General features: G+C 57.0%; 28 protein-coding genes. 18 read left to right on the top strand and 10 right to left on the bottom strand.

Features of this window, described 5'->3' with window-relative positions:
* Window positions 1–64: 64 nt before the first annotated feature.
* The 3 genes from OSH04_RS19220 (at window position 65) to OSH04_RS19210 (ending at window position 2,553) form a co-directional block, all read left to right on the top strand.
* Window positions 65–883, top strand: coding sequence for an EI24 domain-containing protein (locus OSH04_RS19220; RefSeq protein ID WP_035271921.1), 819 nt, complete (start codon window positions 65–67; stop codon window positions 881–883).
* Window positions 873–1,682 carry a competence/damage-inducible protein A gene (locus OSH04_RS19215; RefSeq protein ID WP_035271923.1) on the top strand — a complete coding sequence of 270 codons (810 nt, stop codon included), beginning with the start codon at window positions 873–875 and terminating at the stop codon, window positions 1,680–1,682. Before OSH04_RS19220 ends, OSH04_RS19215 begins: the two co-directional genes overlap by 11 nt.
* 121 nt (window positions 1,683–1,803) lie before the next feature.
* Window positions 1,804–2,553, top strand: a complete 750-nt coding sequence (locus OSH04_RS19210; RefSeq protein ID WP_035271925.1) for an IclR family transcriptional regulator — start codon at window positions 1,804–1,806, stop codon at window positions 2,551–2,553.
* A 33-nt stretch (window positions 2,554–2,586) separates the two neighbouring features.
* On the opposite strand, the gene OSH04_RS19205 is transcribed toward OSH04_RS19210, so the two are convergent.
* Window positions 2,587–2,799 (bottom strand): hypothetical protein, encoded by a 213-nt coding sequence (locus OSH04_RS19205; protein ID WP_009460090.1) that lies wholly within the window; start codon window positions 2,797–2,799, stop codon window positions 2,587–2,589.
* Here OSH04_RS19205 and phaP point away from each other — a divergent pair.
* Entirely contained in the window at window positions 2,798–3,397 is a 600-nt protein-coding gene (gene phaP / locus OSH04_RS19200; RefSeq protein WP_009460089.1) for a TIGR01841 family phasin, read from the top strand. The genes OSH04_RS19205 and phaP overlap by 2 nt on opposite strands.
* A gap of 134 nt (window positions 3,398–3,531) precedes the next feature.
* On the opposite strand, the gene OSH04_RS19195 is transcribed toward phaP, so the two are convergent.
* From OSH04_RS19195 to OSH04_RS19170, 6 genes are all read right to left on the bottom strand, one after another.
* Entirely contained in the window at window positions 3,532–4,566 is a 1,035-nt protein-coding gene (locus OSH04_RS19195; protein ID WP_035271927.1) for a quinone-dependent dihydroorotate dehydrogenase, read from the bottom strand.
* A gap of 21 nt (window positions 4,567–4,587) precedes the next feature.
* Window positions 4,588–5,310 (bottom strand): arginyltransferase, encoded by a 723-nt coding sequence (locus tag OSH04_RS19190; RefSeq protein WP_060186979.1) that lies wholly within the window; start codon window positions 5,308–5,310, stop codon window positions 4,588–4,590.
* Between the two features lie 48 nt (window positions 5,311–5,358).
* Entirely contained in the window at window positions 5,359–6,087 is a 729-nt protein-coding gene (aat, locus tag OSH04_RS19185; protein ID WP_083053156.1) for a leucyl/phenylalanyl-tRNA--protein transferase, read from the bottom strand.
* Window positions 6,088–6,089: 2 nt separating this feature from the next.
* Complete coding sequence (locus OSH04_RS19180; protein ID WP_009460085.1) at window positions 6,090–6,680, bottom strand: NUDIX hydrolase; 591 nt, start codon at window positions 6,678–6,680, stop codon at window positions 6,090–6,092.
* A 20-nt stretch (window positions 6,681–6,700) separates the two neighbouring features.
* On the bottom strand, window positions 6,701–7,303 hold the full coding sequence (locus OSH04_RS19175) for a DUF2946 family protein (RefSeq protein ID WP_254002187.1): 603 nt from the start codon (window positions 7,301–7,303) through the stop codon (window positions 6,701–6,703).
* A 111-nt stretch (window positions 7,304–7,414) separates the two neighbouring features.
* Entirely contained in the window at window positions 7,415–7,972 is a 558-nt protein-coding gene (locus OSH04_RS19170) for a MarR family winged helix-turn-helix transcriptional regulator (protein WP_021446953.1), read from the bottom strand.
* A gap of 840 nt (window positions 7,973–8,812) precedes the next feature.
* Here OSH04_RS19170 and aspA point away from each other — a divergent pair.
* The 3 genes from aspA (at window position 8,813) to hppD (ending at window position 12,473) form a co-directional block, all read left to right on the top strand.
* Window positions 8,813–10,231: an aspartate ammonia-lyase gene (gene aspA, locus OSH04_RS19165; RefSeq protein ID WP_009460082.1), complete on the top strand. Its 1,419-nt coding sequence runs from the start codon at window positions 8,813–8,815 to the stop codon at window positions 10,229–10,231.
* 147 nt (window positions 10,232–10,378) lie between these two features.
* Complete coding sequence (locus OSH04_RS19160) at window positions 10,379–11,128, top strand: sulfite exporter TauE/SafE family protein (protein WP_115634057.1); 750 nt, start codon at window positions 10,379–10,381, stop codon at window positions 11,126–11,128.
* Window positions 11,129–11,396: 268 nt separating this feature from the next.
* Window positions 11,397–12,473 carry a 4-hydroxyphenylpyruvate dioxygenase gene (gene hppD / locus OSH04_RS19155; protein WP_026484753.1) on the top strand — a complete coding sequence of 359 codons (1,077 nt, stop codon included), beginning with the start codon at window positions 11,397–11,399 and terminating at the stop codon, window positions 12,471–12,473.
* Between the two features lie 98 nt (window positions 12,474–12,571).
* Here hppD and OSH04_RS19150 read toward each other — a convergent pair whose 3' ends face one another.
* Entirely contained in the window at window positions 12,572–13,705 is a 1,134-nt protein-coding gene (locus tag OSH04_RS19150) for an HPP family protein (protein ID WP_009460080.1), read from the bottom strand.
* A 55-nt stretch (window positions 13,706–13,760) separates the two neighbouring features.
* Window positions 13,761–14,201, bottom strand: coding sequence for a hypothetical protein (locus OSH04_RS19145; RefSeq protein WP_035271935.1), 441 nt, complete (start codon window positions 14,199–14,201; stop codon window positions 13,761–13,763).
* A gap of 127 nt (window positions 14,202–14,328) precedes the next feature.
* Between OSH04_RS19145 and gspG the strand changes: the two genes are divergently transcribed.
* Genes gspG through gspF form a run of 11 tightly spaced genes read left to right on the top strand, consistent with a single transcriptional unit; the run spans window position 14,329 to window position 24,302 of the window.
* Window positions 14,329–14,799 (top strand): type II secretion system major pseudopilin GspG, encoded by a 471-nt coding sequence (gene gspG, locus OSH04_RS19140; protein WP_266109085.1) that lies wholly within the window; start codon window positions 14,329–14,331, stop codon window positions 14,797–14,799.
* Between the two features lies 1 nt (window position 14,800).
* Window positions 14,801–15,271: a prepilin-type N-terminal cleavage/methylation domain-containing protein gene (locus OSH04_RS19135; RefSeq protein ID WP_266109084.1), complete on the top strand. Its 471-nt coding sequence runs from the start codon at window positions 14,801–14,803 to the stop codon at window positions 15,269–15,271.
* On the top strand, window positions 15,268–15,627 hold the full coding sequence (gene gspI, locus OSH04_RS19130; RefSeq protein WP_083053158.1) for a type II secretion system minor pseudopilin GspI: 360 nt from the start codon (window positions 15,268–15,270) through the stop codon (window positions 15,625–15,627). Before OSH04_RS19135 ends, gspI begins: the two co-directional genes overlap by 4 nt.
* Window positions 15,624–16,223 carry a prepilin-type N-terminal cleavage/methylation domain-containing protein gene (locus OSH04_RS19125; RefSeq protein ID WP_266109083.1) on the top strand — a complete coding sequence of 200 codons (600 nt, stop codon included), beginning with the start codon at window positions 15,624–15,626 and terminating at the stop codon, window positions 16,221–16,223. The genes gspI and OSH04_RS19125 overlap by 4 nt, the downstream gene beginning before the upstream one ends.
* The gene (gspK, locus tag OSH04_RS19120) at window positions 16,220–17,080 is read left to right on the top strand and encodes a type II secretion system minor pseudopilin GspK (protein WP_239054577.1); all 861 of its coding nucleotides are present in this window, start codon (window positions 16,220–16,222) and stop codon (window positions 17,078–17,080) included. The genes OSH04_RS19125 and gspK overlap by 4 nt, the downstream gene beginning before the upstream one ends.
* Window positions 17,081–17,084: 4 nt before the next feature.
* Window positions 17,085–18,050: a GspL/Epsl periplasmic domain-containing protein gene (locus OSH04_RS19115; RefSeq protein ID WP_266109082.1), complete on the top strand. Its 966-nt coding sequence runs from the start codon at window positions 17,085–17,087 to the stop codon at window positions 18,048–18,050.
* Window positions 18,047–18,598: a type II secretion system protein GspM gene (gene gspM, locus OSH04_RS19110; RefSeq protein WP_266109081.1), complete on the top strand. Its 552-nt coding sequence runs from the start codon at window positions 18,047–18,049 to the stop codon at window positions 18,596–18,598. Before OSH04_RS19115 ends, gspM begins: the two co-directional genes overlap by 4 nt.
* Window positions 18,595–19,341, top strand: a complete 747-nt coding sequence (gspN, locus tag OSH04_RS19105) for a type II secretion system protein N (protein ID WP_266109080.1) — start codon at window positions 18,595–18,597, stop codon at window positions 19,339–19,341. Before gspM ends, gspN begins: the two co-directional genes overlap by 4 nt.
* Window positions 19,342–19,354: 13 nt before the next feature.
* A complete protein-coding gene (gene gspD / locus OSH04_RS19100) occupies window positions 19,355–21,667 on the top strand; it encodes a type II secretion system secretin GspD (protein ID WP_266109079.1) in 2,313 nt (770 codons plus the stop codon).
* Window positions 21,664–23,082, top strand: coding sequence for a type II secretion system ATPase GspE (gene gspE / locus OSH04_RS19095; RefSeq protein ID WP_266109078.1), 1,419 nt, complete (start codon window positions 21,664–21,666; stop codon window positions 23,080–23,082). Before gspD ends, gspE begins: the two co-directional genes overlap by 4 nt.
* Before the next feature lie 17 nt (window positions 23,083–23,099).
* On the top strand, window positions 23,100–24,302 hold the full coding sequence (gspF, locus tag OSH04_RS19090) for a type II secretion system inner membrane protein GspF (protein WP_035271952.1): 1,203 nt from the start codon (window positions 23,100–23,102) through the stop codon (window positions 24,300–24,302).
* A 99-nt stretch (window positions 24,303–24,401) separates the two neighbouring features.
* On the opposite strand, the gene OSH04_RS19085 is transcribed toward gspF, so the two are convergent.
* Window positions 24,402–24,965 (bottom strand): recombinase family protein, encoded by a 564-nt coding sequence (locus OSH04_RS19085; protein ID WP_035271953.1) that lies wholly within the window; start codon window positions 24,963–24,965, stop codon window positions 24,402–24,404.
* Window positions 24,966–25,544: the final 579 nt, after the last annotated feature.

The raw sequence follows: 25,544 nt of genomic DNA, 5'->3' as shown, positions 1-25,544 counted from the left end.
CAGACAAAAAGAAGCGACTGTGTCTATGATACTCGGGTAATCGATTTTGCTTAGCAGGAGCAGTATGTCCGTATCTTCGTCTGCCCCATCGCGATCGGGCCCTGCTGGCGGTTGGGCCAGCATCTCCATCGCCTTCAAGCGTTCTTTGGTGTCGCAATTTCAGCCACGCATGCTGGTGGCCCTGGTCATGCCTTTCCTGATCATGTTTGTGGGCCTGATTTTACTGAGCTGGCTATTGTGGACCCCCATTCAGACCTGGTTGCTGGAGCTGCTGGGGGGCTGGAATGCCTTTGAATCCGTGGATCAGTGGTTGGTGGGCTTGGGCCTGTTCTCGCTGAAAGTGTATCTGGCGCCCTTGTTGGCTTTAGGCATTTTGTTGCCTCTGGCCGGTGTGTTGGGCCTGATTATTGCCGCTGTGCTGGTCATGCCTTTGGTCCTGGGCCATTTGCAGCAGAAAGACTATCCCGATCTGATCAAGCAAGGCCACAATGCCACGGTCTACAGCGTCTGGAACGCGGTGTGGGTGGGAACCTTGTTTGTAGTGGGTTGGCTGGTCACCTTGCCGTTATGGATTTTTCCTCCTTTTGCGCTGATTTTGCCCGTGCTGTGGTGGGTTTTTGCCCTGACGCGCATGTTGCGGGTGGATTCCCTGGTTGAGCACGCGAATGTGCAAGAGCGCAAATATCTGTGGTCCCGTCTGAATAGCCAGTACTGGTTGATCGGTCTGATCTTTGCCCTCTTGAACCTGATTCCACCGGCCTGGCTGGTCTTGCCTGTGTTCTCGGCTCTGGTGTTTGCCCACTTCTCTTTGGAAAACCTTCGTCGCCTGCGCCAGCACGAGGCAGCAGCGGCTTCTACTACGCTTATTGACCATGACAACTAAGGATCAAGCCATTATTCGTCTGATTATTATTGGCGACGAAATCCTGTCGGGACGTCGCTACGATAAACACTTTTCAAAACTGATCGAGCTGCTGGGGGCCAGGGGCTTGCAACTGGGGGGCGCCCAGATCATCCCTGATGATCTGGATACGATTGCCGCCACCCTGCAGCGCAGTTTTGCGACGCCGGATATTGTGTTTTGCTGTGGTGGGATTGGTGCGACACCGGATGATCAGACCCGTCAGGCGGCGGCCAAGGCTTTGGGTGTGGAGCTGAAGCTGCATCCCGAGGCCGCAGCCTTGATTGCTGAGCGCTGTGCTGAAAATGAGCGTAATGGCGTGGGTAGTGCGGATATGTCCTTGCCCGAGAACCAGCAGCGCCTGCAGATGGGTGTGTTCCCGGTGGGTGCCGAAATTGTGCCCAACGTCTACAACAAGATTCCCGGTTTTTTCATTCACAATCACACCTTCATGCCGGGTTTTCCTGTGATGGCCTGGCCTATGATGGAGTGGACGCTGGATACTCGCTATCGGGAACTGCACCATCTGGCTCATCGAGTCGAACACTCTTTCCTGGCCTTTAACTTGCCAGAGTCGCGTATTACGCCGGCCATGGAGCATGTAGAGCTGAATTGGCCAGGTGTGAAAGCGTTTAGCCTGCCCAGCGTGGGGGAAGCGGGCGGACAGCCACATATTGATCTGGGCGTTAAAGGGGAGCCGGAACCGGCGGCAGAGGCCTTGGCCTATTTGCGCCAGCAGGTGCTGGACTTGGGCGGGAGCTTGAGCCCTGCGCTAAAATAGCGCTTGCCAAGCGCGCGACCATTTCATATTATGGAATTTGTTGCGTTGCATCATAATTCTCCTAATAATGACAACAAATTCCTTTACGCCCTCAGGCGCGTCGTCAAACAATGGTGGTCAGATGTCGATCCAGGTTCTGGAACGCGCCATGATTCTATTGGACGAACTGGCCAAGCAATCTGAGCCAGTGGCATTGAAGAATCTGGCGGCTGCAACTGGCCTGCATACCTCAACCACTCACCGTATCCTGAACGATCTGGTGGTGGGGCGTTATGTGGAGCGCGTGGATAGCGGTTTATACCGACTGGGCATGCGTTTGCTGGAGCTGGGCTCCCTGGTTAAAGGCCGTCTGAATGTGCGTGCGGCTTCCCTGGCCCCCATGCGCGAGCTGCACAAGTACACCGGACAAACGGTGAATCTGTCCTTGCAGCAGGGCGATGAAATTGTCTATGTGGAACGTTCCTGGAGCGAGAGCTCGGGTATGCAGGTGGTGCGCGCCATTGGTGGCCATGCACCTTTGCATTTGACCTCGACCGGCAAGTTGTTTCTGGCTTCCTGGGAACCGCGTCAGGTGCGGGCCTACGTCATGCGTACCGGCCTGGCCGGTGCTACCCGTAACAGCATTACTCAACTGGAATTGCTGGAGCGCGAATTGGCGCAAGTTCGTCGTCTGGGCTATGCCCGCGATAACGAGGAGCTGGAGATGGGTGTGCGCTGTATTGCGGCTGGTGTGTATGACGACACCGGCAAGCTTTTGGCCGGTCTGTCTTTATCTGCTCCGGCCGAGCGTTTGCACGACGACTGGATTCCCGTTTTGCTGAATACCGCCGCTAAAATTTCCGAAACGCTGGGATACGACAAACAGCGTTAAGTCTGTGTTTTAGTGTTGTTTTTCCAGTCTTGATTACAAGTCCATGACGGTTTTGTTGCAGCGCAACAAATTACGTTGACTTTGTTTTGGATAGCGCTTAAAGTTGAATTGTTGCGGTGCAACATAGAAGGTTTGCCTTGCGTAGTTGCGAATGGGCCGGGCCTTCTTCAGACCCTTGTCTAGTAACACTGACACTAATTTCACGCTGGCTTGACCCAGGCCACGTATCTCCAAGGAAAACATCATGAGTGCTATTCCACAAAACGTACTGGAATCCCAACAAGCTACTTTGAACAACCTGTTCGCTGCTCAAGGTCAATTGCTGCAAGGCTTTGAAAAGCTGGTTGGTCTGAATCTGAATCTGCTGCGCAGCTCGCTGGAACAAGCGGCTGGCCAATCCCAGCAAGTTATCAACGCCAAAGACGTGCAAGACGTTGTGGCCCTGTCGCAAAGCGTGGCCAAGCCTAATGCTGCCCAGGCTCTGGAATACGGCAAAAGCGTTTACGACATCTTCTCCGATCTGCAACTGAACCTGTCGCGCATCGCTGAAGCTCAACTGGCTCAAGGTCAACAGCACGCTGCTGACGCTATCGACCAGCTGGCCAAAAACGCACCTACCGGTACCGAAAGCGCTGTTGCTTTGCTGAAGTCTTCCTTCGCCACGGCTTCTAACGCGGCTGAAACCGTTGTCAAGGCTGCTCGCCAAGCTGCTGATGCTGCTGAAAGCAACATCCAGGCTGCTACTAACGCCAGCCTGAAAGCTGCTGCTCAAGTCACCGAAGCCAGCAATAAAACCGTTGAAGCGGCTGCCGCTGCGGCAACGGCTGCTACCAGCAAGAAGTAAGTCTTTGCTGGTCTGATTTAATCAGGCGCTAAAGAAAAAGCCAGCTCGTTGAGCTGGCTTTTTTCTTGCTTGCCGTGCCAATAGTGAACGTGCTTCAGGGTGCTAGTGCCCGCGTAACGCGGGCACGATGCGTTTTACAGGGCGCGAATGCACTCGGAAATCAGGGCCGGGCCTTTGTAAATCAAGCCGGTATACAGCTGTACCGCCTGGGCACCTGCCTGGATCTTTTCCTGAGCCTGACGGCCAGATTCAATACCGCCAACACCAATAATCGGGAAGTCAGGGCCTAGTTGCTCGCGCAGACGACGAATGACGTTCAAGGATAATTCGTGCACGGGTGGGCCGGACAAACCGCCTTGCTCCTGACCGTGACGCAAACCCTGTACGGCATCGCGCGACAAGGTGGTATTGGTGGCAATAATGCCGTCCAGACCTTGCGAGGGTACTGTGTCCGCAATGGCATCAATTTGCGATTGATCCAGGTCAGGAGCGATTTTCACCACGATAGGCACGTAGCGTTGGTGCTCTTGCGCCAATTCCGTACGTAGCGCTTGCAAGGAACCGAGCAGACGGGCCAGTTCATCCTGTGCCTGCAGCGCACGCAGATTTTGCGTGTTGGGTGAGGAGATATTCACAGTGACGTAATCAGCGTGGGGGTAGACCGCACGCAGACACGTCAGATAGTCCTGATCGGCCTGCTCAATGGGGGTAGTCGCGTTTTTGCCAATGTTCAGACCCAGAATGCCGCCTTGCGAGCGGAACTGGCTTTTGCGCACATTATCAATAAAGGTATCCAGGCCGTGGTTGTTAAAGCCAAAGCGATTGATCAGGCTATTGGCTTCAGGCAAGCGGAACAGGCGTGGTTTGGCATTGCCGGGCTGCGCTTTCGGGGTCACTGTGCCAACTTCGACAAAGCCAAAGCCCAGTGCGCCCAGGGCATCAATATGCGCGCCATTCTTATCCAGGCCTGCGGCCAGACCCACAGGATTGCGCAGCTTCAAACCCATCAGTTCCAAAGGCTTGCTGGGCAAGTCTTTCAGCAAACTGCCCAAAATTGGGGTTTGGTGGGCGCAATGCAGGGATTTCAAAGTCAGTTCGTGAGCGTGTTCAGCATCCAGACTGAACAGCACCCGGCGAGCCAAGGGATAAAGGCTGAATAGGGCAGACATGGGGATCGATAAAAGAGGACGTTAAGCCAGCCATTCCCAACGACCTTTTATCAGGAGCTGGTAGGGGCGAAAGCGGGTTTTGTAGGCCATTTTACGGCTTTCTTCGATCCAGTAGCCTAAATAGAGCCAGGGCAGGGATTGTTGACGGCAATAGTCCAACTGCCAGAGCACGGCGTAGGTGCCCAGACTGCCGGTGTCGTCGGGATCAAAAAAGGTATAAACAGCGGAGAGCCCGTCTTGCAGCACGTCGATGACGGCCACAATTTTCAAGGTACCGTCGGGCTCACGAAACTCCAGCAGACGCGAAGTGACATGGCTGGCCAGCAGAAACTGGGCGTACTGGGACTGGTCGTCCTCGTCCATGCCGGCGCCGGGGTGTCGACTGGCCTGGTAACGGCGGTACAGCTCGTAGTGTTCGGCATTCCAGTGCAGGGGCAGATCTTGTACGACCAGATTGCCGTGGCGTTTTTTGGCACGGCGTTGGGCACGGTCAGGCTGAAAGTGCAGGGTGTCACAACGCAGGGGCAGGCAAGCGCGGCACTGGTCGCAATAGGGGCGATAGGTAAAGGTGCCGCTGCGTCGAAAGCCTTGCTGGACCAGCTTGGAGTAAACCGTGTCGTTAATCAGGTGGGCAGGAGCGGCAACCAGCGAGCGTGCCTGTTGCTCTGGCAGGTAACTGCAACGATAGCTGGCCGTGGAATAGAATTGCAGCGTTTGGGGACTGGGTGCTTTGGGATAATTCATGCGACTCTGCCAAGCGTGATAGAGCCATTATGGGATGCTCGCGCCAGCCTAGCAAGTTGGGGGCAGGCCTAGTTGCAATGCCCCGCGCGGCCAGACCGGGCTGGGTTGATCTTTGGCCCAGGCCAGGGCAGCCATAAAGTCTTTCCGGGGGATGGGGCTGGCACCCAGACTGGCCAGATGCGATGTCTCTTGCTGGCAGTCTATATACGGGATGCCCGCGAACTTCAGGAACTCCACCAGATGGGCCAGGGCGATCTTGCTGGCATCGGTTTGCAAGGCAAACATGGATTCGCCAAAGAAAAAGCGGCCCAGATTCACCCCATACAAACCGCCGACCAGCTTGCCGTCCATCCAGGTTTCTACGCTGTGGGCGTAGCCACTGTGGTGCAAAGCTGTATAGACCTGCTCAATATCCGGGCTGATCCAGGTGCCGGTCGCACTACGTTGGGCGGCGCATTGGCCTATGACTTGCTCAAAGGCCAGATCGCAGGTGACTCGGATAGGGGCGTCGTCTTGATCTTGCTGCCGTGCAATCTGGCGCAGTTTTTTGCCCAGGGAGCGGGAAATCTTGAATTGATCGACCTCCAGCACCATGCGCGGATCAGGAGACCACCACAGAACCGGGTCGCCAGGGCTGTACCAGGGAAACATGCCCTGGCTATAGGCTTCCAGGAGGCGTGGAACGCTTAAATCCAGACCGGCAGCCACCAGTCCTTCGGGGCTGGCATGTTCAGGGCTGGGCAGGGCCTGATCAGGAGCGACCCATACAAGCGACATGATCAGCCGTGGTCGCGGGGGGCGATATCAAATTCGTGAATCTGGAAGCGACCTGCCTTGTGGTCTTCGACGTAACGCTCCAGGGTGGCAGTTACGGTGCGAAAAGCCAGGTTGTCCCAAGGGATGTCGTCCAGGTGGAAGAAACGGGCTTCCAGGGACTCCGGACCGGGGTCCAGCACATCGCTGATGACTTTGGCCAGGTAGTACACGTGAACTTGTTCGGCGTAAGGCACGCTGATAACGGTAAAGAGCGGGCCGGGTTCGACTTGCGCACCCGCTTCCTCGCCCATTTCACGCAAGGCGCCTTGCCCCAGCGTTTCGCCCAGCTCCATGAAACCGGCGGGCAAGGTCCAGGTGTTGTAGCGCGGCTCGATGGCGCGACGGCACAGCAAGACCTGATCGTCCTTCCACATGGGCACAATACCGACCACATTGCGGGGATTCTGGTAGTGCACCGCGCCGCAATTTTCGCAGACATCACGCATGCGGTTATCGTCCGGGGGCACCAGGCGTGTCAATTTGCTGCCACATTGATTGCAGAAGTTTTGCGTGCGTGGGGCGGGGAAATAGAAAGAGGCGGATGGCTGGGTCATGCAGATTCTGTGATGGCGGTTCAATTGGGATCGGGTTCTGGCAAAACAATATACGCCAATTCCTCGGCGGGCGACACGCAGGACGACCAGACTGTCAGGGAACAGGCTTGTGGGTACGCGGGCAAGGACCAGCCTTCGCTGCGCTGGGCTTGCTCCAGATCCAGACTCTCCAGGCCGTGTTGATCTGTGCGTAACTGATCCAGCAGGGCAGGAACATCACGGCCCGCCAACAAGGCCGGGCCTGCGGAGCTGCGCAAATAGAGCCTGCCCTCAGCGCTGATGTACCAGGCCTGAATAGTTTCAACGGGACGGCCAGTATGGTCTTGCAAATGGGCTTGATCTTGGGCCAGGGAAACAATCAGTGGGGCCGCGTCCAGACGGACATAAACACGTTGCGGACCATTCTGGATAAACCAGCGGCCTTGTTCATCCGCCTGATAATTACGGTTGAAAAATGCCAACAAACCCTGGTGGGCAATGCGCTCGCCCACTTGCCCTGGGTGCTGGTTAGCATCGCCAGCCGGGTGATGACGCCAATGACCAGACTGATCTAAAGAGATATACCCGCTGACAGCGGGCACATTGGGCCATTTTTTCATGGCATCCATAACAGCAGCATCCATAAGTTTCAGCCTTGCAGGGACGAAAACAAAGGGTGGCACCGATACGGTTGCCACCCTTGACGGTGTAGGGTCGACGACAAGGTCGACCCTGGGGCAAGGCGAGTATGTGCCTTAAGCCATATAACTGCGCTGCATGGTTCCGGGGATGGTGTGTGAAAGAGGCTTTTCAACTTTGATTTCCGGTGTGTCGTTGCCTTGCAGGGCTTTGGATAACAAATTGGACAAGCGTTCGCGCACGTCTTGGGGCACATGACTAAATACGCCCGATAGCCACTCGATGTAATAGGGCAGCAGGTGCTCGCACAACTCTTGTCCGGCCTCGGTGAGTTTAACAGTGAGCACGCGGCGGTCCGAGGTATTGTTCTGGCGTACCAGCAATTGCTGCTGTTCCAGCCCGTCGAGCAGGCCGGTGATGGTGGCGCGGGTTACGCCAGCTTGTTCTGCCAATAGCGCGGGGCTCAGGCCAGAGGGTTGGCGGCTAAGCAAGAACAGCAGAACCAGACGTCCTTCGGACAGACCAAATTCGTTCAGAACAGAGCTGGAAGCGCGATTAATGCTGGAGGCCAGCGACAGAACGCGTAAACACAGTTCGATATCCTCGGTTTTAGGGTGAGCCTGGCGTTGGGATTCGCTCAGGATAGTTTGATATTTCAGATCGAGTAATTTCATAGTGCTGTGCCGTTAAGGAGTGCGCGGCAAAGAGCAGTAGTTATTTAGAAAGAATCAATAAAACCCAATAAAAACGGGTTTGCTTTCTTTTATTACTGAGCCGCTGCTTTTAATGTGGAAATTTATCTTATTTTTTAATTCCATTTTTACTGATTTAAACATCTTTTATTGATTAGGAATTTTCATTTAGTAAAATAAGACCAGTTTTTTTCAGTATAAGCGGCTATGGGTTTACAGAATAGTCGTAAAGCCTGTGTATACTCTTTTGCCTTCCTTTTTTTCTCAAACTGCAAGGTTTCCGGACTTCCTATCCAGGCAGCATGGGATGATTTTTGATCCTGTGTTGTGAGTCTTATGGCTTGAACGCATCAAAATGATGCAAGCGCGCAACGCTCGTGTCCAAAGCGCCAGACTCTTGTTACAGACATGATGAGTGAGCTATATCGGAGATACACCGCTAAATTAAGCGAGTTTTCAACTGTCAGTCAGGAAGAGAAGGCGGCCCAACTCAAGAAAAACCGCAAAACGACGTGCATGTGAGCGCTCGGCGTTTACAATGTTCAAAGCGCTTCCCGAGCTCGACGATGCCTTCAAAAAAGGCGGTTGGATCATTCACCCCGCTTGGCGGATTGCAATAGAGGCCCGTTTTTTACGGGCCTTTGCTTTCCGGAATTGGATACAAGCATTATCCAAAGCTTATTAGCGGTATTTGCCAGCATGTCCCCGAGCCCCTGCCAAGTTCGCAAGAAATGGTAGGGCTTTGTTCCGTTTGTAGTCCGGGATTGAGTATGAGGCGTATCAAAAAAGTCTTGCTATCGTTATTAAGGAAACGAAGGAATTATGAGTCAGTTCCGTATCGAACATGATTTGCTGGGAGACCGCCAAGTCCCCGATGAAGTCTATTATGGTGTTCATACCTTGCGTGCCAAGGAGAATTTCCACATTACCGGTACGCCTATTTCAACTTACCCGGAACTGATTAATGCTCTGGCGCTGGTCAAGCAGGCAGCTGCTCAGGCCAATTTCAAACTGGGTTTGCTGGAGCAGGATAAGCACGACGCCATTGTGGCTGCATGTCAGGCCGTACAAGCGGGCAAGTGCCATGAGCATTTCGTGGTAGACATGATTCAAGGCGGCGCAGGTACCTCGACCAATATGAATGCCAACGAGGTTATCTGTAACCTGGCCTTGGAACATATGGGTCACAAGCGCGGCGAGTACCAGTATCTTCACCCCAATGAAGATGTGAACATGGCCCAAAGCACCAACGATGTCTATCCAACGGCTTTGCACCTGGCTGCCTACCGTTCGCTGGACCCGCTGTTTGCCGCCATGGAACGTCTGCGCGACGCCTTCCTGAAAAAGTCCGAGGAATTCTCCTCGTACATGAAGATTGGCCGCACTCAGTTGCAAGATGCTGTGCCCATGACCCTGGGTCAGGAGTTCAACGCCTTTGCCACCATGATCAACGAAGACATCGTGCGTCTGAAAGAATCGCGCAAGCTGATGTGTGACGTGAATCTGGGCGGTACGGCTATTGGTACCGGCATTACGGCTCACCCTGAGTATGCTCAGCTGGCTGTGGCTGCCTTGTCTGATCTGTCCGGTGTTCAACTGCGTGTCTCTGACGATTTGATCGAAGCCACTCAGGATTGCGGCGGTTTCCTGCACCTGTCGGGTGTGTTGAAGCGCGCTGCCGTCAAGCTGTCCAAGCTGTCCAACGACTTGCGTCTGCTCTCCAGCGGTCCTCGTGCTGGTATGGGTGAAATTTGTCTGCCCGCCGTGCAAGCTGGTTCGTCCATCATGCCCGGTAAAGTCAACCCCGTGATCCCTGAAGTGGTCAACCAGGTTGCCTTTGAAGTGATTGGTGCCGACATGACCGTGACCATGGCTGCTGAAGCCGGTCAGTTGCAGCTGAACGCGTTTGAGCCTGTGATTATTCACTCCCTGCTGCGTAGCATGGCTTTGTTGAGCAATGCTTGCGACACGCTGACCCAGTTCTGCGTGGTAGGTATCACTGCCAACCGTGAATGCCTGGAAAGCAATATCGAGCGTTCCATTTCCCTGGTCACCGCCTTGAACCCGTTCATCGGTTACAAAGCGGCTACCTCGGTTGCCGCCGAAGCCTTCCAGACAGGTACCAATATTCGTGACGTGGTTCTCAAGCGTGGTTTGATGGATGCCGAGACCCTGAATGACGTGTTGCGTGCCGAATCGCTGATCCAACCTCGTGATCTGCGTGCTGCTGACCCAGCCTGAACCAATCTGAACCAGGCCTGATTGGCCAGTCTTGGCCGACGCCGGTAACAGTTTGGGAAGCCTCCATTGTGGAGGCTTTTTTCTGCCCGCTCGATTCGTAAAGAGAGATACTGTCGCTTGTCTACAGGCAAGGAGCAGCGGGGGATGATGGAGTCGGTTTACTGGGCGGTGGCTGTTGGCGCCATTGTGGCGGGTTTTGTGCAGGGTTTGTCGGGCTTTGCCTTTGGCATGGTGGCTATGTCCTGCTGGGCCTGGTTTCTGGAGCCTCAACTGGCGGCGGTGCTGGCGGTATGCGGTGCCTGGACCGGGCAGATGATTGCCGCCTTCACCCGGCGGCGTACCTCTTATTGGCAGATCCTGTTGCCGTTTCTGGCCGGCGGCCTGATTGGTGTGCCTTTGGGGACCTATTTGCTGCCTTTCCTGGATGCAGCCGTATTCAAGGCGTTTTTAGGAACCTTGATGGTGATCTGGTGCCCGATCATGCTGATGTCCAGCCGTTTGGGCCATGTGAGGGTGCGTAGCCGTCTGGCCAATGCCGTGTCGGGTTTGATAGGCGGCATCATGGGCGGGCTCGGTGGTATGACGGGGGTGATTCCTACCTTGTGGACCACCATGACCGGGCTGCCCAAAGATGAGCAGCGCGCCGTTATACAAAACTTCAATCTGGCGACCTTGTCGGTAACTTTGCTGGCCTATATTGCTTCCGGTTCTATTCTGCCGTCCATGTTGCCGTCTATAGGACTGGTGATGCTGGCTGTGCTGATCCCTGTGCTGGCGGGCGCGCGCCTGTATGTGGGCATTAGCCAAAGCACGTTTCGAGCCCTTGTTTTAAGTCTGTTGACCCTGTCCGGCATTGCCATGCTGGTCTCTTCGGTACCCCAGCTGCTGGCGCGCTAGAGCAGGTGGTTGAAGTCTCTAGGGTAATGCTCTATATCGAAAAAAGGCCTGTTTACCTGATAATAAATGTCGGCGATGGGAATGCATTTCGGCTTCCCGCCCACTGGAGCAGAGCCTGTGAGGTTTCTGGGATTTCAATTGTTGTTTGGTGATCACTTGGCACGCAGTGTGCGTGGGGTATCCTGCGCGCCCCCCTGCAAGGTTTGAGCCCAAGTTTCAAGGCGTTTTTACGCCATCTTTGATTACCTGATTGCAACTGGAGTCTGCTATGACTGACTTGTTTGAAAATCCAATGGGCCTGATGGGCTTTGAGTTCATCGAATTTGCCGCTCCCCAGCCTGGTGTGATGGAACCTGTCTTCGAGATGATGGGGTTCACCAAAGTGGCGGTACACCGCTCCAAGAAAGTGTCCCTGTATCGCCAGGGCGAGATCAACCTGATCCTGAATGAAGAGCCCAAGAGCCACGCGGCTTACTTTGCTGCCGAGCACGGCCCTTCGGCCTGCGGCATGGCCTTCCGTGTGCGCGATGCGCAAAAGGCCTACGAGCGGGCGCTGGAACTGGGTGCCCAACCTGTCGATATTCCTACCGGACCGATGGAACTGCGTCTGCCTGCCATTAAGGGCATTGGTGGTGCCCCTCTGTACCTGATCGACCGCTTTGGTGAAGGCAACTCCATCTACGACATTGACTTCGTTTACCTGGACGGCGTGGATCGTCATCCCGTGGGCGCGGGCCTGAAAGAGATCGATCACCTGACCCATAACGTGTATCGCGGCCGCATGGCTTACTGGGCCCAGTTCTATGAGCACCTGTTCAACTTCCGTGAGATTCGCTATTTCGACATCAAGGGCGAATATACCGGCCTGACGTCCAAGGCCATGACCGCCCCCGATGGCAAAATCCGCATTCCCCTGAACGAGGAATCTGCCAAGGGCTCGGGCCAGATCGAAGAATTCCTGATGCAGTTCAATGGTGAAGGCATTCAGCACGTGGCTTTCCTGACCGACGATCTGATCGCCTCCTGGGACAAGCTCAAGGCCATGGGCATGCGCTTTATGACCGCACCGCCACAAACCTATTACGAGATGCTGGAAGGCCGCCTGCCTGCACACGGTGAACCCACCGCAGAGCTGCAAAGCCGTGGCATTTTGCTGGACGGAACATCGGAAGGTGGCCACCGCCGTCTCTTGCTGCAGATTTTCTCTGAAACCTTGATGGGCCCCGTGTTCTTCGAGTTCATTCAGCGCAAGGGCGATGATGGTTTTGGTGAAGGCAACTTCAAGGCCTTGTTTGAATCCATCGAGCGCGATCAGTTGCGCCGGGGTGTCTTGCAGGCCGAGTAACAAGGTTCTGCGCCTGTGCTGGACGCACGGGTGCTGATCTGTCCCCACTGTTTGGCGATGGCAAGCAGTGGGGATTTTTTTGGGCTGAATCTTTATATTCAGTCCTGCTTGCCGCGTGGTGGCTGCAGGATTCTGAACAGCTCCAGCATCAGATCAGATTGGGTAATCATGCCTACCAACTCTTTATGATCATTGACCACAGGCATGTGACGGTGGCGGCCCTGGCTGAACAAGGGAATCAGCTCTGCCACCGACCAGTTTGCGTTGGCGGTGACGGCCGGCGCAGTCATGATCTCGGCCACTGTGGGGGCTGCACGCTGTCGGGGACTCAAGAAGCGCTTGAGTCGCTGGCGCAGATTATCCGGCTGATCCAGTCCGGCGCGTTGCAAGAAGTCCGACAGGGCCAGGATGCCAATCACGTGCTTGTTCTGATCCAGCACGGGCAAGGCCTTGATCTTGCGCTCGCGCATCATGTCCCAGGCTTGCTGCAAGGGCGTACTGACCAGGCAGGACAGAGGCGCATCATTCATCAGGGTGGAACAGCGGCGTGTGCCCAGATTGCGTCGGAAGGCAGACTGGTGCACATAACTGACCAGCTTTTCCAGATCATCGTGGCTGATGTTCAGCGTCTGGTTGTAGTGGCTTAAAGCCGCATCGTAATCCTGGTCCGTAAAGCGGGCTGGCGTGGCGGCCGGACGTGTTGCGGGTTTATGTACCGGCGGATAAGCCACGCCGGTCAGGCGGTTGTACAGCATGCCCAGAAGGATCAGCACGCAGGAGTCAAACAGCACCGGAAACAGGACGAAGTCGTAGTTCTGAATACCATTCAGGGCGGGAAAGACCGCCATTGCCAGACTGGGCGGATGCACGCAGCGCAGGGCCAGCATGATGGGCATGGCAACGCAGACGGCCATCGTAATGGCAGCAATCGGATGAGGGAGGAGCACCGCGCAGGTAATGCCTGTGAGTGCGCCCACCAGATTGCCCAGCAATATGTTCCAGGGCTGTGCCAACGGGCTGCTTGGCACCAGAAAAATCAGCAAGGCGCTGGCGGCCAGGGACGCCACCAACCAATGATGCGTATGTGCAAAATCCGACAGGTACAGGCTAAGAGAGGAAACCAACAGCACGCTAAGCGTGGCGCCTAGCGTGGCACGCAGCATTTCAGGGCGTGCAATGGCCAGCGACTTGGGGCGCAGGCTGTCAAACCAGTGACGAAGTAAAGCAGGCATACCCACCAGGGTGAAGAAGAAAGACAGCTTTAAATCATACTGCTAACTCTTCAATTCAGGGCTTAGCCCCTTGCTGGATACCGGGAATGATGGCGGGGCCTTTGCGCTCGGTGGCGATTTGTTGAGGCACGGCATCTACCGTAATCACAATGTGTTCGCGTTGCAGCGAATCCAGCAGCACACCCGGTGCCAGCTCCTGGCCAGGGCGATACGCACGTACCGGCTGTTGATTGATGCTGAGCAGGGCTGCCCCCGCCTGGCCGCTTACGATCATGCCATGCAAACGCAACTCGGGCAGCGCGGTGCTGCCTCCAAACCACTGCGCAATTTGCTGCGTGCTGATCTGCTCGCGGTGGTCTTCTTCCAGTACCGGCGCAATGGTCCCGTCCGAGGGCAGGAACAGGTTGATCAGCAAATTGATCAGGGCCAGAGCGATACCGGCCTGACACAGACGCAACCAAAGATGTGACGGAAATATGGCGGAAATAATACCCATTTAGACTGCATCGCATAGTGCTTTGGCAGACGGCCGAGATGGCTGTCTTAAGGGCTCTTAGTGTGCGTGTGCTGCATGAAGCCCGTATGACAAGAGCTTGGGTTTTTTTTGGTAGCTTATTTCCTTCATGTCTCGATCTACTTTATCTCGCCGTCCGGCACGCCGTTTGGCCGGCTCTGTTCAGTCCCGCACTCAACAAGGTTTTTCTCTGATTGAGGTCATGGTGGTGGTGGTCATCATGGGCATTATGGCGGCCCTGGTCGTCCCCAGTCTGATGGACCGTCCCGATCAGGCACGTGCCGTCGCCGCTCGTCAGGACATTGCTGCCCTGACACAGGCCCTGAAGCTGTACCGCCTGGATAACGGCCGTTACCCCAGTACCGCTCAAGGTCTGGCGGCACTGCACCAGCGTCCCACCCAGCCTCCCGAGCCACGCAACTGGCGTCCTTATATGGACCGCCTGCCCAACGACCCTTGGGGCAATCCGTACCAGTATCTGCAACCCGGCGTTCATGGCGAGATTGATGTGTTCTCGCTGGGGGCGGATGGGCAGGCCGGTGGGTCGGGCAGTGATGCCGACATAGGCAATTGGGACTGATGTGGCTCAGCGGGGCTTTTCCTTGATCGAGACCCTGGTGGTCTTGCTGATCGTGGGCATTGTCAGCAGCGCGGGTTTAAGCGTGCTGGTGCTGGACCGGGATCAGGGGATACAGCGAGAAGCCCGTCAACTGGCTCTGCGTCTGGCCGAACTGCAAAGCTATGTGCGTGAAAGCGGGCGTAGCGTCGTCTGGAGTGCGGATCAGCAGGGCTATCGCTTCAGCTTGATCCCGGACGCTACGGATGGTGCCAGCCCCACACCGGGCTGGCTGCGCGATCAGGCCCGCTTTGCCCAGTTGTTTCCTCAACGATCCTGGACTTTGGAATCAGTGCGTGTGCGCCTGGAGCCGGCGGGACCGTGGGTTTTTGTGAATGAATGGTTGTCCGCGCCGCGTCAGCTGGAGCTGGATGATGGTCACGAGGTCCTGCATTTACGCAGCGACCCGACGGGCCGTTTTGATGTGCAGTCATGACAGAGCGTGGCATGAGTTTGATTGAAGTATTGATTGCGCTGGCGATCGTCTCGGTGGCCTTGACCGCCGGATTGCGTGCACTGGGCCTTAGCGCCTCTGGTAGCCAGGCTATGCATGAACGCAGCCTGGCTCTGTTGGCAGCCGATGGTGTGGTGGCCGAGATGCGGCTGCGCCGCCTGTTTCCCGATCCGGGTGAAACCGTTGTGCCTTGTCGTCAGGGTTCCTTGAACTTGCAGTGCAAGCAAACCGTGCAGGCCACGGCCAATCGCTTCTTTCGTCAGGTAACGGTACAAGCTTTCTTGCCCCAAGGCCCCGTGCTGGCCGAGTTGCACGCGACCTTGGCGTCCTTGCCATGACAGACGCGAGCCAGGAAGGCTTCACTTTGGTGGAAATGTTGGTGGCCCTGACCATCATGGCCTTGATCAGCCTGATGTCCTGGCGTGGCCTGGATGCGGTCTTGCACGCGGATGAGCAGCTTGGCCGACAGGCGCGCCAGACCCAGGCCTTGTTCAATGTCTTGTCCCAAATGGGCCGGGATCTGGAGTTGCATCTGCCCACCGCGCCAGGTCCTGCGGACCCGGCGGGGGCGATGGCGGTGTTGCCCGCCAGTATTCGCTGGCAAGCCAAGGGCGAAGGCCCGGCCATCCTGATGATTGAACGTCGCGCCGAAGTCGGAGCGGGAACCCAGCAGATTCAATGGCGTTTGCAGCAAGGCGTGTTGCAACGGGCTATTGCCCAGGCAGGAACGGTTTACCCCTTGCCCGAGTTGGGCCCCTTGCAAGATGTGCTGGAGCAGGTCACTGCCTGGAACTTGCGTATCTGGATTCCAGCGCGTGGCTGGCAAAGCTGGCCGTGGCCCGATCAAGCCGGGGCAGCCGCTACAGGCATAGAACTGACAGTGCAGTTGGAAGGGCAGGAGCACCCGTATCGCAAAGTGGTGATGCTGCTATGAAACGGGCATCTCAACAAGGCATGGCGGTGATCAATGCGCTGGTGGTCGTGATGGCGGTGTCCATTGCCACCATGGGCATCGTCCAGCGTCAAAGTGGGCTGGCAACCCAGTTGGCCAGCGAGCGCGATTACATGCAGGCCAACTGGTTGCTGCGCGGCGCGCTGGATTGGGCTGTGCTGGTCTTGCGTCTGGACTCGCAGCGCTCCGCTGTGACGCACAAAGGTGGACTGTGGGCGCAGGCCCTGAGCGAACTGAAGATAGAGACTCCGGACAAGACCCGTGCGGCTTACTTCTCCGGCTATATCCAGGATGAGCAGGGCAAATTCAATCTGGCTTTATTGCTGCGCGATGGCCGCATTCAGGCCCGCTATGTGCAGGCATTGGAGCAATTGCTGGGCAGTGTGCAGCAGGAACCCTCTTTGGCTTTGGAGCTGGCCCAGCGGTTGGAGCGGGCACAGGCCGGGCAAGCGCCTTGGCCCTCTCATTTGCAGGACTTCTTTTCCAATGCAGAGCAACAGGCCAAGCAGCTGGAGCCATATCTGAGCTATTTGCCGCAAGCCAAATCCGTGAATGTGAATACCGCCAGTGCCCAGGTGCTGGCGGCCGTGCAGCCTTCCGTCAGCCTGGTGGAATGGCGTGGCCTCTTGGAGCAGCGCGACCGGGGCCAGTGGTTTCGGGATCAGGCCGATGTGCAGGCCCGCCTCCAACGTCAGGAGGCGCTGGAGGGGCAAACGCTGAGCGTGCGCAGTGAATGGTTTTTATTAAGTGGCGAGTTACGACTTGACCATAGCCGGGTGGCAACCCAGGCCCTGATCAACAGGGCTGCGGACCGCAGCCGGATTGTCTGGATTCGTTGAAGTGATGAGCAAAGTGCTGCGTATTTATTTGGACTCTCCGCCAAGGCTGGATCAGCCGGTGGACTTTGTGCTGCGGGACAAGCGCGCCAGGGTATTGCGCCGTGGACGGGGAGAGGTGCAGGAGTTCAAGGGCCTGGCCCGCTCTTTGGAACTGGTCCTGCCTGCAGGGATGGCGACGGTGACGGAAGCGCGTATTCCCTCGGTCAGCGCCTCGCGGCGGCAGGCTGTGGCGTGTAGTGCGGTCGAGCCTATGTGCTTGAGTCCTATCGAACAGGTGTGGGTGGCCTGTTCGGCACCGGGGCCGTCCGGGATGAGTCAATTGGCCTGGACGGAGCGCCAGCCTTTGCTGGCTTTGGGGGAGCAGACGCTTCAGTTGGGACTGCCTTTGAGCGGGGTTTACGCCTGGTCCGATGGCCATGAACAAGACAGGCAGGGCCAGGGCCAAAACTTGACGGTGCCGGCCTGCTCCTTGCTGATGCCAGAGATGGCGTCGAATGGTGGTAGCAGCGTGCTACGACAAAGCATGTGGTGGACTTTGGCCGCTGTGTTGAGTTGGACCCTGGTCTTGCAGCAGCAGGCGCAGTCGTTGCGATCTCAAATGAGGCAGGTGCAGACTCAGATGGAGCAGGCGGTTCGGCAAGCCTTGCCACACCTGCCCGTTATCGTTGCACCCTTGACGCAGGCCAGACAGCATCGTGATGGTTTGCTGACCGAGAAAAGCCCGGCCTCGGCTCCCTTTGATCGTTTATTGATGGCCAGCGCCGTGCAGTGGCCTGCTTTGCAAGGACAGGTGCGGGCATTGAGTTTCAAAGATCAGCAATTGCATTTGACGCTGGCCAGCGAACTGGCCGCGCAGCCTTTGCCGGCTGAATCGGATCTGGAGTGGAAGCAGGGCGAGTCTGCCCGCCAATGGGAAATTGGTTTCAGCAAAGCAGCGCAAGCAGCCAGCCAGAAGGGGGCGCCGCAATGAGCAAATTCACCGCCCTTCAGCCTGTATGGCTGACCGTACAAAGCAAGCTCGCCCTGGCAAGACAGTACTGGCAAGCCTTGGGCCGTCGGGATCAATTGGCCTTGTCGGTCCTGGGTGCTTTGCTGGTGTTGATGTTGCTGTGGTTGCTGCTGCTACGTCCCGCCGTTCGTGATCTGGCTCTGGCAAAACAGGAGCTGCCCCGCCTGCAGTACGAGATGGCGCAAATGCAAACCGTGCTGGCGCAGATTCAGGTGCTGGATAAAGAGCTGGTAGCGCCTGTGGACGCGCAAGGACAAGACAAGGCCTTGCAGCTCAGCTTGCAGACCTTGGGTACCCAGTGTCAGACAGAGCAGTCACAGGCCGAGCAACGTGTTCTGGTCTGCCAGGCTGTGGCCGCTCCTGCCTTGATCGATTGGCTGATGCACGCCCCCCGCGTGCTGGGCTTTGCCGTGCAGGAAGTCAGCATGAGTCGCTCTGTGGTCGATAGCCGTGAACGCGCCGGTCTGCTGGATGGCCGCATTGTGCTGCGTGCAGGAGAGCCTTCATGAAAAAGCTGACCAAGATCATGGGGTGGGTTTTGCTGGCGCTGTGTCTGCTGCTGGCCGCCGTGCCCTTTCTGCCTGCCCGCATGATGCTGGCCTGGCAGCCCGAGCAGTTGCCGCTACGGCTGGAAACCGCCCATGGCAGCCTGGCCTCCGGTCAAGGCTTGCTGGTAGTGGGTTCGGGTCTGTTGGCCCGCACTGTTCCCGGTCCTGTCAGCTGGCGTTGGCGTTTGGCACCCTGGCCGCAAATGGAGTTGAGCCATGGCTGGCTGGATCAGCCTGTGCGCCTGCAAGCCAGCCTGCAAGGTTGGCGTATTTCGGGCCAAAGCCTGATCGCTCCCGCCGCGCTGTTAGGACGTTTGCATCCTTTGTTGCAGACCGTGCAACCGCAAGGGCAATTGCAGCTGCGCTGGCCCAGTCAGGCTCTGGCCGCTGAAAACGGGCCGTTGCTGGAACTGGATTGGCGTAATGCACGCTCCGCGCTGGCGGCCCAGGCCGAGCTGGGTGATTACCAATTGGCAGTCAGCCGCAAGGGTCAGGGCGTGCAGTTAAGCCTGCGTACCTTGGCGGGGGATTTGATCTTGGCAGGTCAAGGTCAGTGGGGGCCGGATGGCGGGCTGTTTGAAGGACGCGCCCAAGCCAGACAAGCCGACGATCAACGATTCAAAGAGTTACTGGAGGCCTTGGGGCCTCAGCGTCAGGGTGTGACCCAATGGCGAATAGCCACAACGACTAGCAAGCAGGAATAACGATATTTTGACTATGAGTACCTTGACTAAACGACTTCCTGGGCTGCGGCCTCGCTTCCTTTTAAGCCTGGGTGCAGCCGTGCTGTTGAGCGCCTGTGCGAGCAATGGTCAGAAACCTGAACCCGGCCCCGATCCTTCTTCGTTTTTTGCCTCGGTAGGCAAGACGCCTGTTCGTAGCACTCAGGCTGACCCGCGCTTTGCCAATAGCAATACGTCGCCTCCGGCCGTGACACGTCGGGTTCCACAACGTGTCGGGGGCAGTGCCGCCCCGATCGACTTGCCCGACTCGGCCGAGTTCCCGCAAGGCAACGACATCACGCTGAATTTTGTGGATGCCGAGCTGGATGGGGTTGTGGCTGCCTTGGCCCGTTTTACCGGCCAGAACTTCATTGTGGACCCTCGCGTAAAAGGACAACTGACTTTGGTGTCCGAAGTACCGGTCGATGCCCGTACCGCCTACGAGATGCTGTTGTCTGCCCTGCGCATGCAAGGGTTTGCCGTGTTGCGTAATGGCAAGGTCAGCCGCGTGGTGCCCGAAGCCGAAGCGCGTCAACAAGGTGGCGCGGTGCGTGCCGCCGGTGCCGGGGCCAGCGGTAGCGGCGAGCTGGAAACCCGTGTGTTCACCCTGCGTTATGAAAACGCCACGGCCTTGGTGCCTGTGTTGCGTCCCATGATTTCGCCCAACAACCCTATCAATGCCTACCCCTCCAATAACACCTTGGTCGTGACGGACTATGGCGACAATCTGGACCGTATTGCCCAGGTGATCGCCGGGATTGATACCCCCGCAGGCTTGAATACCGACATCATCCCGATTGATTACGGAGTAGCTCTGGACGTGGCGGCATTGGCTTCGCAAATGCTGGACACGCCCGGCAACGATGTGGCGCAGCGCATTACCGTAGTGGCTGATCCGCGCAGTAATTCCGTGCTGGTGCGGGCAGGCAGTCCGGCCCGTCTGGATCTGGCGCGCGATCTGATACGCCGTATCGACAGCCCGGAAAGCAATAAGGGCAATTTGCACGTGGTCTATTTGCGTAATGCCCAGGCCGTGCAGCTGGCCGAAGTGTTGCGAGCAGCCTTGACCGGGCAATCGGGTTCGGGGAATGCGTCCACAGGGAATCAGCAGCAAAACAACAATAGTCTGGCTCCTGACACCAATACCAACACCACGGGCGGTGCCAAGGCCATGACGACCTCGGCGACAACGGGCCAGCAGCCCCAAGGGGAGTTGGGTTTGAGCGCTGCGAACAATGCCAGCGGCACTGTGGCCTTCAGCGCGGGTGGTGCGACCGTGCAAGCCGACCCATCCACCAATACTTTGATTATTTCCGCTCCCGATCCGGTCTACCGCAGCTTGCGTGAAGTGATTGATCAGCTGGATCAACGTCGTGCTCAGGTGCTGGTGGAAAGCCTGATCGTGGAAGTGAATGCAGAGGATGCTGCCGAGTTCGGTATTCAGTGGATGACGGGCGGCGGCAATATCGCGGACGGTGGTTCGGGCTTTGTGGGCGGTGCCAATCTGGGCGGCAGCGGCATCACCAAGGCCGGGGCAACCACACTGGATTCGCTGGCCGCCGGTTTAAGTTTGGGTGTGGTGAAAGGCACGGTGAATGTGCTGGGCCAGCAGGTGGTCAATCTGGGTGTTCTGGCGCGTGCGCTGGAACGCCAAGGGGGCACCAATATTCTATCCACGCCAAACCTGATGACACTGGATAACGAAGAGGCCAGCATCATGGTGGGCCGCACCGTCCCCTTTGTGACAGGGCAATACACCACCACGGGTGACGGGGCCAGTAACCCTTTCCAGACCATTCAGCGTGAGGACGTGGGCTTGACCCTGAAGGTGCGCCCGCAGATTTCCGAAGGCGGCACCGTCAAGATGGCGCTGTACCAGGAGGTCAGCAGCATTGATACCGCCATGTCGGTTTCGGCCAACTCGCCTGTCACGCGTAAACGTGCGCTAAGTACCAATGTGCTGGTGGATGATGGTCAGATCATTGTGCTGGGTGGTTTGCTGGAAGATTCGATTGAGGACGGCACGCAGTCCGTGCCTTTATTGGGCGACATTCCGCTGGTGGGCAACCTCTTCAAATACGAGAAACGCAAGCGTACCAAAACCAATTTGATGGTGTTCCTGCGCCCTCATATTGTGCGTAATGCCCAAGATAGCCAAAGCCTGTCTTTGGACCGCTACAACTACATGCGTGCCGTGCAGACAGGCTTGCCGGATCGCTCCACCTGGTTCCACCCGGATGCGGGACACATGGTCTTGCCGCAGGCCGCAGGCTCGTCCGGAACCGTGGACTTGCGAGAGACCTTATGACCCGCCTGCCGTACTCCTGGGCACGTCAGCACCGTGCGGTGCTGACGCAGCAGCAAGGTGTGGGTACGCTGGTCATTAGCGAACGCACACCGGATTGGGCCTTGGTGGAATTGCGGCGACGCTACCCCGAGCTGGACGAGCGCCAAGTGCCTGATGCGGAACTGGATACCTTGATTGATGCCAGTTACGCACAGGGCGACGATGCCGCCAGCGTGGTGGATGCGGCCGCCAACGAGGTAGACCTGGATCGTCTGATGCAGGAACTGCCTGCTGTCACCGACTTGCTGGAAAACCAGGACGATGCGCCGGTCATCCGCATGATCAACGCCTTGTTCACCCAGGCGGTGCGGGACGGTGCCAGTGATATACACCTGGAGCCTTATGAAACCCATTCGGTCGTGCGTTACCGGGTGGATGGCCGTTTGCGCGATATCGTCAGCCCGCGTCGAGCCTTGCATGGTGCTTTAGTGTCCCGTATCAAGATTATGGCCAGCCTGGATATTGCCGAAAAACGCCTGCCCCAGGATGGCCGGATTGCCCTGAAAGTGGGGGGCAGGGCCTTGGATCTGCGTGTCTCGATTTTGCCTACCGGACATGGCGAACGCGCCGTAATGCGTTTGCTGGACAAGTCAGCCGGGCAACTGGAGCTGGAGCGTCTGGGCATGGCCCCGGACATCCTGGCTCAGCTCGATGAGCTGATTCATCAACCACACGGCATTGTGCTGGTTACCGGGCCTACCGGCAGCGGTAAAACCACCACCTTGTATGCCGCTCTGGGCCGCGTCGATACAGCCCGCAGCAATGTGCTGACGGTGGAAGATCCGATTGAATATGACTTGCCCGGCGTAGGCCAGACGCAGGTCAATCCCCGTATTGAGTTGAGCTTTGCACGTGCCTTGCGTGCCATATTGCGACAGGACCCGGACATCATCATGATCGGGGAAATTCGGGATCTGGAAACCGCACAGATTGCGGTGCAGGCTTCTCTGACAGGCCACCTGGTTCTGGCCACCTTGCACACCAACGATGCCGTGTCCGCCGCGACTCGCTTGGTCGATATGGGTGTGGAACCTTTCTTGCTGGCCTCCACCTTGCGTGGCGTGCTGGCCCAGCGGCTGATACGCAAGCTGTGCCGACATTGTCGTCAGCCTGCCGAGCACGGGCAGTACCGGGCCAGTCCTGATGGTTGCGAGCAATGCGCTCACACGGGTTATCAAGGCCGTACCGGGATTCACGAGCTGTATCGCATCGACGAACGTGCCCAGCACTTGTTGAATGCTGCCGGGGCCGAACCTGCCTTGCGTCAGGCCGCGTGTGAGTCGGGCATGCGCAGCTTGCGCGAGGACGCCCAGCGTTGGGTAGAGCAGGGCATCAGTACCCCTGAAGAAGTATTGCGCGTCACGCGCGAGCTATAAGGGGGGGGCGAAAGAGTATGGGTACTTATCACTATGAGGCGGTGGACCAGGCCGGACGCAGCGAGCGGGGTGTGCTGGAGGCCGAGAGCGAACGGCTGGCGCGTCAGCAATTACTGTCCCGAGGGTTGCTGACGGTTTCCCTGAAGGCGGGCCGTAGCCGAGCCGCTGCCCGTGCTCGCAGTGCGGGCCTGCGTCGTACCGAGTTATCCTGGCTGACTCGTCAGTTAGCCAGTCTGGTGGCGGCGGGCTTGTCTCTGGAGGCCAGCCTGGGCGTGGTGATTGAGCAGGCGACGCGTCGGCCTCTGGTGCAATTGCTGGCAGCCCTGCGTGCGGATATTCGGGCAGGGCAAAGCCTGAGTGATGCCTTGGCCAATCACCCGCGCGATTTTCCGGAAATCTATCGGGCATTGGTGCGGGCAGGGGAGCAGTCGGGCGAGCTGGAGCAAGTGCTGGATCGTTTGGCCAGCTTTATCGAGGATAGCGGGGCCCTTCGGGGCAAGGTGCTGACGGCCTTTATTTACCCTGCCATCGTCAGTCTGATTTCGGTGGCGATGGTGGTATTTTTGCTGAGCTACGTCGTCCCGCAAGTGGTCGGTGCTTTCACCCAAGCCAAACAGCAACTGCCCATGCTGACTCGGGTCATGATCAGCGCCAGTGATCTGCTGCGTGAATGGGGCCTGGTGTTATTTGTTGTGCTCTTACTGGCGGCTGGCCTGGTGGCTTTTTTGCTGCGACAGCCGACCTTGAAGCTGGCCTTTCATCGGCGTTTGTTAAGCGTGCCTGTTCTGGGAGGCTACTTGCTGGGTGTCGATACCGCTCGCTTCGCCGCCACGCTGGCCATTCTGGCTGGCAGCAATGTGGCCTTGCTAACGGCATTGGAAGCGGCCGGGCGTACTGTGTCCAATCTGGCCTTGCGCGATGCCGTGAATCAGGCCGCTATTCATGTGCGCGAGGGTCTGCCTTTGGCGACCGCTTTGCAGCGCAGTGCCTTGTTCCCGCCGCTATTAGTCCAACTGATTGCCAGCGGTGAAAAAACCGGCGAACTGGCGCCCATGCTGGATCGGGCCGCGACGACCTTATCAACCGAGCTGGAGCGCAAAGCCCTGACCATGACCGCCTTGCTGGAACCTTTGATGATTTTGCTGATGGGTGGTTTGGTGCTGTTGATTGTTCTGGCCGTGATGCTGCCAATTATCGAGATGAATCAGCTGGTGCAGTAAAAGGCGGTAGGGTGCTTGCCCTGTTCCCCTACAGATCATTGCCGCCACCTAGTTGTCTGGCGGCAATGCTGACTAATAAAGTCACTTGCGTTGAGCCCGCTATGTCGAGGCCATGGCCTTGATGCGGCGTATCGTCCTGGGATGCACGTCATATTTTTTGGCAACGATGTCCAGCGGAACTTGATTGGTCAACGCAATAAGGGCTTCTTTATGTTGGGCGGGTGATAAGGCTGGACGTCTGCCTAGAGGTCTGCCATTGGCACGCGCTGCTGCCATTCCTGCGCGAGTGCGTTCGCTAATCAGCGAGCGTTCAAACTCAGCCAGGGCGGCCATCATATGAAACAGCAATCTACCACCCGATGTTGTCGTGTCTATATTTTCCGTCAAGGAAATGAAATGGATATTCTCTTTGCCTAAACGATCGATCGTGTCGACCAAATAGCGTAGTGATCGGCCCAGCCTATCCAGACGCCAGACAATAAGCGTGTCACCCGATTTCAGTTTTCGCTGCAGATGATTCAATCCTGGACGTGTTGCTTTAGCCCCGGATATCCCTCTATCCGTATAGATATGATCACAATTCACCTTTTTTAAAGCCGCGATCTGTAGGTCCAGGTTTTGATCCTGTGTTGAAACGCGTGCATATCCATATTTCTTACTCATAGTACCCATCTTCCTAGCGCAAAGCGCAGCCTCCCCCCTCCCACTCGACTACATCTCAGTGCAATCGATGTTAGTAAACCCAAGATGGTCCAGTGGAATGTTGGCCACGCGATGTCAAGTTTTACTAACCGCATGCAAACCTGCTGCCACGTAAACGGCGATTGAGGTAGCTCGTACTGCAATAAAAACTATTACGTAATTTTTTATTAACGCTGTGTTTCAGATGCAGATACTGATTAAGTGTTAGCGGCGGCCACATGTGTGTCAACACGAAGCAGGTCTGGCCGATGCACTTTCTGAAGAACGTTGCAGCCAGCCATAGGCAAGCGTCAACAATGGTTAAGAAAAGGCGTAAATAGGCTTGCGATTTTGACAAGAAGCCTCCTTTTAGTCCCAACCGAATAGCGCATCGAAATGATCCTTTTCAGCGTAATTTTCACGTACAAACGTGTCTATTTGTTATGGAATGGATGTTGACATAAAGGAGGCTTTTTGACCGCTGCCAGGTTGAAAGCCAGACGCTGATTCACGCTCAGCGTCCACAGTGCCAACTGACAATGCGGGGCGCGTAATGGGCGT

It is taken from the genome of Alcaligenes nematophilus, from assembly GCF_026344155.1.
Classification (GTDB): domain Bacteria; phylum Pseudomonadota; class Gammaproteobacteria; order Burkholderiales; family Burkholderiaceae_B; genus Alcaligenes; species Alcaligenes phenolicus.
Note: the sequence above shows the minus strand (reverse complement) of the source record. Positions and strands in the feature narration are given on the sequence as shown.

Excerpts from the sequence above, each read along its gene's own strand:
- OSH04_RS19220 (WP_035271921.1), top strand. The coding sequence starts at position 65 with ATGTCCGTATCTTCGTCTGCCCCATCGCGATCGGGCCCTGCTGGCGGT.
- OSH04_RS19215 (WP_035271923.1), top strand. The coding sequence starts at position 873 with ATGACAACTAAGGATCAAGCCATTATTCGTCTGATTATTATTGGCGAC.
- OSH04_RS19210 (WP_035271925.1), top strand. The coding sequence starts at position 1,804 with ATGTCGATCCAGGTTCTGGAACGCGCCATGATTCTATTGGACGAACTG.
- phaP (WP_009460089.1), top strand. The coding sequence starts at position 2,798 with ATGAGTGCTATTCCACAAAACGTACTGGAATCCCAACAAGCTACTTTG.
- OSH04_RS19205 (WP_009460090.1), bottom strand. The coding sequence starts at position 2,799 with ATGATGTTTTCCTTGGAGATACGTGGCCTGGGTCAAGCCAGCGTGAAA.
- OSH04_RS19195 (WP_035271927.1), bottom strand. The coding sequence starts at position 4,566 with ATGTCTGCCCTATTCAGCCTTTATCCCTTGGCTCGCCGGGTGCTGTTC.
- OSH04_RS19190 (WP_060186979.1), bottom strand. The coding sequence starts at position 5,310 with ATGAATTATCCCAAAGCACCCAGTCCCCAAACGCTGCAATTCTATTCC.
- aat (WP_083053156.1), bottom strand. The coding sequence starts at position 6,087 with ATGTCGCTTGTATGGGTCGCTCCTGATCAGGCCCTGCCCAGCCCTGAA.
- OSH04_RS19180 (WP_009460085.1), bottom strand. The coding sequence starts at position 6,680 with ATGACCCAGCCATCCGCCTCTTTCTATTTCCCCGCCCCACGCACGCAA.
- OSH04_RS19175 (WP_254002187.1), bottom strand. The coding sequence starts at position 7,303 with ATGGATGCTGCTGTTATGGATGCCATGAAAAAATGGCCCAATGTGCCC.
- OSH04_RS19170 (WP_021446953.1), bottom strand. The coding sequence starts at position 7,972 with ATGAAATTACTCGATCTGAAATATCAAACTATCCTGAGCGAATCCCAA.
- aspA (WP_009460082.1), top strand. The coding sequence starts at position 8,813 with ATGAGTCAGTTCCGTATCGAACATGATTTGCTGGGAGACCGCCAAGTC.
- OSH04_RS19160 (WP_115634057.1), top strand. The coding sequence starts at position 10,379 with ATGGAGTCGGTTTACTGGGCGGTGGCTGTTGGCGCCATTGTGGCGGGT.
- hppD (WP_026484753.1), top strand. The coding sequence starts at position 11,397 with ATGACTGACTTGTTTGAAAATCCAATGGGCCTGATGGGCTTTGAGTTC.
- OSH04_RS19150 (WP_009460080.1), bottom strand. The coding sequence starts at position 13,705 with ATGCCTGCTTTACTTCGTCACTGGTTTGACAGCCTGCGCCCCAAGTCG.
- OSH04_RS19145 (WP_035271935.1), bottom strand. The coding sequence starts at position 14,201 with ATGGGTATTATTTCCGCCATATTTCCGTCACATCTTTGGTTGCGTCTG.
- gspG (WP_266109085.1), top strand. The coding sequence starts at position 14,329 with ATGTCTCGATCTACTTTATCTCGCCGTCCGGCACGCCGTTTGGCCGGC.
- gspI (WP_083053158.1), top strand. The coding sequence starts at position 15,268 with ATGACAGAGCGTGGCATGAGTTTGATTGAAGTATTGATTGCGCTGGCG.
- OSH04_RS19125 (WP_266109083.1), top strand. The coding sequence starts at position 15,624 with ATGACAGACGCGAGCCAGGAAGGCTTCACTTTGGTGGAAATGTTGGTG.
- gspK (WP_239054577.1), top strand. The coding sequence starts at position 16,220 with ATGAAACGGGCATCTCAACAAGGCATGGCGGTGATCAATGCGCTGGTG.
- OSH04_RS19115 (WP_266109082.1), top strand. The coding sequence starts at position 17,085 with ATGAGCAAAGTGCTGCGTATTTATTTGGACTCTCCGCCAAGGCTGGAT.
- gspM (WP_266109081.1), top strand. The coding sequence starts at position 18,047 with ATGAGCAAATTCACCGCCCTTCAGCCTGTATGGCTGACCGTACAAAGC.
- gspN (WP_266109080.1), top strand. The coding sequence starts at position 18,595 with ATGAAAAAGCTGACCAAGATCATGGGGTGGGTTTTGCTGGCGCTGTGT.
- gspD (WP_266109079.1), top strand. The coding sequence starts at position 19,355 with ATGAGTACCTTGACTAAACGACTTCCTGGGCTGCGGCCTCGCTTCCTT.
- gspE (WP_266109078.1), top strand. The coding sequence starts at position 21,664 with ATGACCCGCCTGCCGTACTCCTGGGCACGTCAGCACCGTGCGGTGCTG.
- gspF (WP_035271952.1), top strand. The coding sequence starts at position 23,100 with ATGGGTACTTATCACTATGAGGCGGTGGACCAGGCCGGACGCAGCGAG.
- OSH04_RS19085 (WP_035271953.1), bottom strand. The coding sequence starts at position 24,965 with ATGAGTAAGAAATATGGATATGCACGCGTTTCAACACAGGATCAAAAC.